At 38.7% G+C, this 3,899-nt stretch carries 5 protein-coding genes; 3 read left to right on the plus strand and 2 right to left on the minus strand.

Annotated features, from left to right (window positions below; genetic code table 11):
• The 3 genes from AC1DRQ_RS29995 to AC1DRQ_RS30005 all read left to right on the plus strand — a co-directional run.
• Positions 1–270: circadian clock KaiB family protein (locus AC1DRQ_RS29995; protein WP_477429564.1), on the plus strand; the 270-nt coding region annotated here is incomplete at its 5' end.
• Positions 271–278: 8 nt separating this feature from the next.
• Entirely contained in the window at positions 279–1,943 is a 1,665-nt protein-coding gene (locus tag AC1DRQ_RS30000; RefSeq protein ID WP_477429566.1) for a PAS domain-containing sensor histidine kinase, read from the plus strand.
• Positions 1,944–2,057: 114 nt separating this feature from the next.
• The gene (locus tag AC1DRQ_RS30005; protein WP_477429568.1) at positions 2,058–2,834 is read left to right on the plus strand and encodes an enoyl-CoA hydratase/isomerase family protein; all 777 of its coding nucleotides are present in this window, start codon (positions 2,058–2,060) and stop codon (positions 2,832–2,834) included.
• Positions 2,835–2,920: 86 nt separating this feature from the next.
• Here the strand turns inward: AC1DRQ_RS30005 and AC1DRQ_RS30010 are convergent, their stop codons facing one another.
• Positions 2,921–3,178, minus strand: a complete 258-nt coding sequence (locus tag AC1DRQ_RS30010; protein WP_477429570.1) for a hypothetical protein — start codon at positions 3,176–3,178, stop codon at positions 2,921–2,923.
• A 250-nt stretch (positions 3,179–3,428) separates the two neighbouring features.
• A complete protein-coding gene (locus tag AC1DRQ_RS30015; RefSeq protein ID WP_429392436.1) occupies positions 3,429–3,725 on the minus strand; it encodes a chaperone modulator CbpM in 297 nt (98 codons plus the stop codon).
• Positions 3,726–3,899: the final 174 nt, after the last annotated feature.

Consider the following 3,899-nt stretch of genomic DNA (forward strand, 5'->3'; position numbering starts at 1 on the left):
CAACATGTTTATCAGTTACGCTTATTTGTTACCGGGGCCWCACCAAACTCGTCACGCGCCATATCTAACTTAAAGGCTATTTGTGAGATACATTTAAAGGGTAATTATAATTTGGAGATTATTGATGTTTATCAGCAGCCTTTAATTGCCGAGCGTGAACAGATCATTGCATTACCCATGCTGATCAAAAGGGCGCCAGGAATGGAACGAAGATTGATAGGTGATATGTCAGACGTTAACAAGGTATTAAGAGGACTTGGTTTACAATAGAAAACTAAATGGAACTGGCTAAATATACATATGAAGAGTTATTGAATCAAAATAACGAACTCCAGGTGCAGTTGGAGGAGGCTAATGATACTATTGAAGCCATACGCAATGGCCAGGTTGACGCGATTATTGTTAAGGGTAATGATGGCCACCAGTTGTACACCCTTAAAACCGCCGACCAAACTTACCGTGTTTTTATTGAAAAAATGAATCAGGGTGCAGTGACCCTAAACCGCAATGGTATTATTCTTTACAGTAATTCGCGTTTTGCTGCCATGATGAATTTATCACTCGAAAAAGTGATTGGTTTAAATTTTGAAACATTTATCCCTGAAATATCATTGGTAACGTTTAACGAATTGATACATAAAGGCTGGAGCGAAGATTGCAATGGAGAAATACTGCTTGTCAATAAAAAACTTCAATTAACTCCTTGTTTGCTATCATGCACCACTCTTGATCTGGACGAAGGCACGGCCCTAAGTCTTATTCTAACCGATCTGACAAGTCAAAAGGAGGCTGAATGGGAGTTAAAAGTAAAAAATGAACAGTTATTAGCAGCCCAAAATGCTGCTGAAATACTGAATAATGAATTGGAATATACCGTTAGAGAGCGCACCAGCGATTTGCTGATAAGCAGGGAGCACTTTAAACTATTAGCTAATAACATCCCGCAAATGACCTGGACAAACTTGCCGGGTGGTGAAGTTAACTTTTATAACCAGCAATGGTACAATTATACTGGCAGTCATTATGGCGAAACAATTGGTTGGGGTTGGCAACAAGTGATACATCCTGATGATATACAAAATACAATAGACAGGTATGTTACATCATTAAAAACGGGCAATGTTTTTGAGGTTGAAAACCGTTACAAAAGGTGGGATGGTGCTTATCGCTGGCATTTAAACAGAGCTATACCGTTAAGGGACGATAAAGGAAATATAATTTTTTGGGTTGGTACTGCTACTGATATTGAGGATCAGAAAAGGGAAATGGATCGCAAGGATGAATTTATCGGGATAGCAAGCCACGAGCTTAAAACGCCATTAACCAGTTTAAAAGGGTATTTGCAACTTATAACATCCTATAAAAAAGAAGAGGTTCCACCTGTTGTTAAACAATATATTGAAAAAGCCATTGTGGCTATTAATAAATTGCAACGTCTTGTGAATGACTTGCTCGATGTAAGTAAAATACAAGCCGGAAGATTAGAATATGCTTTAGACGAAGTGAATATATCTGATTTGATGGGGCTTGTTATAGAAAATGCCCGGCATATTTACCCCCTTTATGAGTTTGATAACCAATCGCAACCCGAGCTTCGTGTTCAGGGGAATGCCGAACGGCTGGAACAGGTATTAATGAATTTTATTAATAATGCTGTAAAATACTCGCAGGATAATAAACAGATCATCCTTAAAACGGCTGTGCAGGATAATATAGTGCGTGTATCAGTGACCGATTTTGGGATAGGTTTATCCGAAGAACAAATAGACAGGATATTTGAACGGTTTTACAGGGTTGAGGATAAAAAATTTATGACCAGTGGTCTTGGAATGGGGCTTTATATCAGCACAGAGATCATAAATAACCATCAAAGTAAAATAATGGTTCAAAGTGAATTGGGTAATGGTGCCACCTTTTATTTTGATTTGCCATTAATACCTTAAAAAAGCCTTGGTTTTTAAGCCATTTTAAACGAAAATTGCAGGTAAGCTAAATACTTCTGATATTGATCGATGTTGGTTTTTAGTGATCAAACCCATTCAAATAAACCCTTAATTATGCCTGCTATCGATAACGGAAATATATCTTTTGAAAAAAGCACAAATGGTGTAGCAACTATTAGTTTCTATCACCCCGCCCAAAACTCACTGCCTGCCAGTCTTTTAAATGAGCTTACTCAAAATATTATACAGGCCGGTGAAGATAAGGAAGTGAGGGTAATTGTGCTTAAAAGCGGAGGCGAGCGTACTTTTTGTGCTGGTGCCAGCTTTGATGAGCTTGTTCAGATCAAAGATAAAGAGGCGGGGGCATTATTCTTCTCAGGCTTTGCCAAAGTGATCAATGCTTGTCGTAAATCGCCTAAAATAGTGATAGTCCGTGTTCAGGGTAAAGCGGTAGGTGGTGGGGTTGGCCTTGCAGCCGCGGCAGATTATTGCCTGGCAACTCAATTCGCCTCTATCAAATTAAGCGAGTTGGCTATAGGTATAGGACCGTTTGTAATATCACCGGCAGTTACACGCAAAATCGGCCTGCCAGCCTTTTCACAGCTTACCATCAGGGCTTCAGATTTTCAAACAGCAGAATGGGCCTGCGATAAAGGTTTATACAACGAAGTATATGAGAATATTACTGAGCTTGACGCAGCGCTTGATGAGCTTACTCAAAAACTGGCTTCTTATCACCCCGATGCGCTTACTGGCTTAAAGCAAATATTATGGGAAGGCACCGAAGATTGGGACGAGTTATTAACCCAGCKGGCCGCAATTAGCGGCGAACTTGTACTATCGGCTTTTACTCAGCAGGCTTTGCAGGGCTTTTTAAGCGGCAACAGATAAGTTTATATCAGGAACTGATAGCTTGAGCGGTTAAAATATAAAAAGCTCGTCCAATATACTACTGGACGGCCTTTTTATATTAATTATTACCAATGCCTGTCATGGCGGTGAACACGATAGTAAGCGGGACGGCGGTAATAACGGGCTGAATAATATGGCCGACCATAATAAACCGGCCGACTGTAGTAAGTATATGCTGGATAATCGTTGACCACAATTACCCTGTGATGCGGATAGTGGTAACCATAACCAAATGAGGCACCGATAGATATGCTTTGGGCTTTCGCAAATTGAACTGAAAATAACAGTGCACAAGCTATAATTGAAAATTTGATCAGTTTCATAAATCGAAATTTAAGTTAGTACTGTAGTTCATTTATACTTGTATGACTGTAAATCCCGTTTTGGGTTTAATATATCATACATCAATACTAATCAGAATTTTGTTTTCATATCAACCCATGATCTTGAGTTGGCCGAATTATTGGGTAAGGATTTTGCTAATTAGGCAAGAGCCTGGTGTTTGATTATAAGCTAAAGGAAGGTCTGCAAAAAGCAGAAATGGGATGCCTTGAATTATGGAATAGGCTGTTACTATTCTTCATCTTCATATAATCGCAGTTTGTTTTTTAAATTGCGCATATCTTCCTGCATACTCTCAACCCTGTCTAACAAATAAGTTATAGCTTCAATGCCAGCTACGTTAATATCCAACTGGTACAGGTTGATGAGTTTTTCGAGCTTTTGCAGTTCCGTTTGGGGAATAAATGTAGTTTCATTAATCACCGTAATCTCAACTAACCCAGCTTCTTGCAACGACTTTATAAAGGTATACTCTATATTATGGTACGAACAAAATTCACTGGCTGTTATTAAATTTACTGTTTTCATGTTCTTTAAATTTATATCAGGACTGTGGTAGTTTTTTTAGTTCTTCAAATAGCTGTTTTTGTTTTTCTGTAAGATTTACCGGCATTTGTATATCATAGGTAAGATATAGGTCACCAAACTCATTATCTTTTTTGTAAGCGGGTAAGCCTTTGCCCTTTAGCTTTACTTTGGCGC

This window comes from Mucilaginibacter sp. P4_E8, from assembly GCF_056401495.1.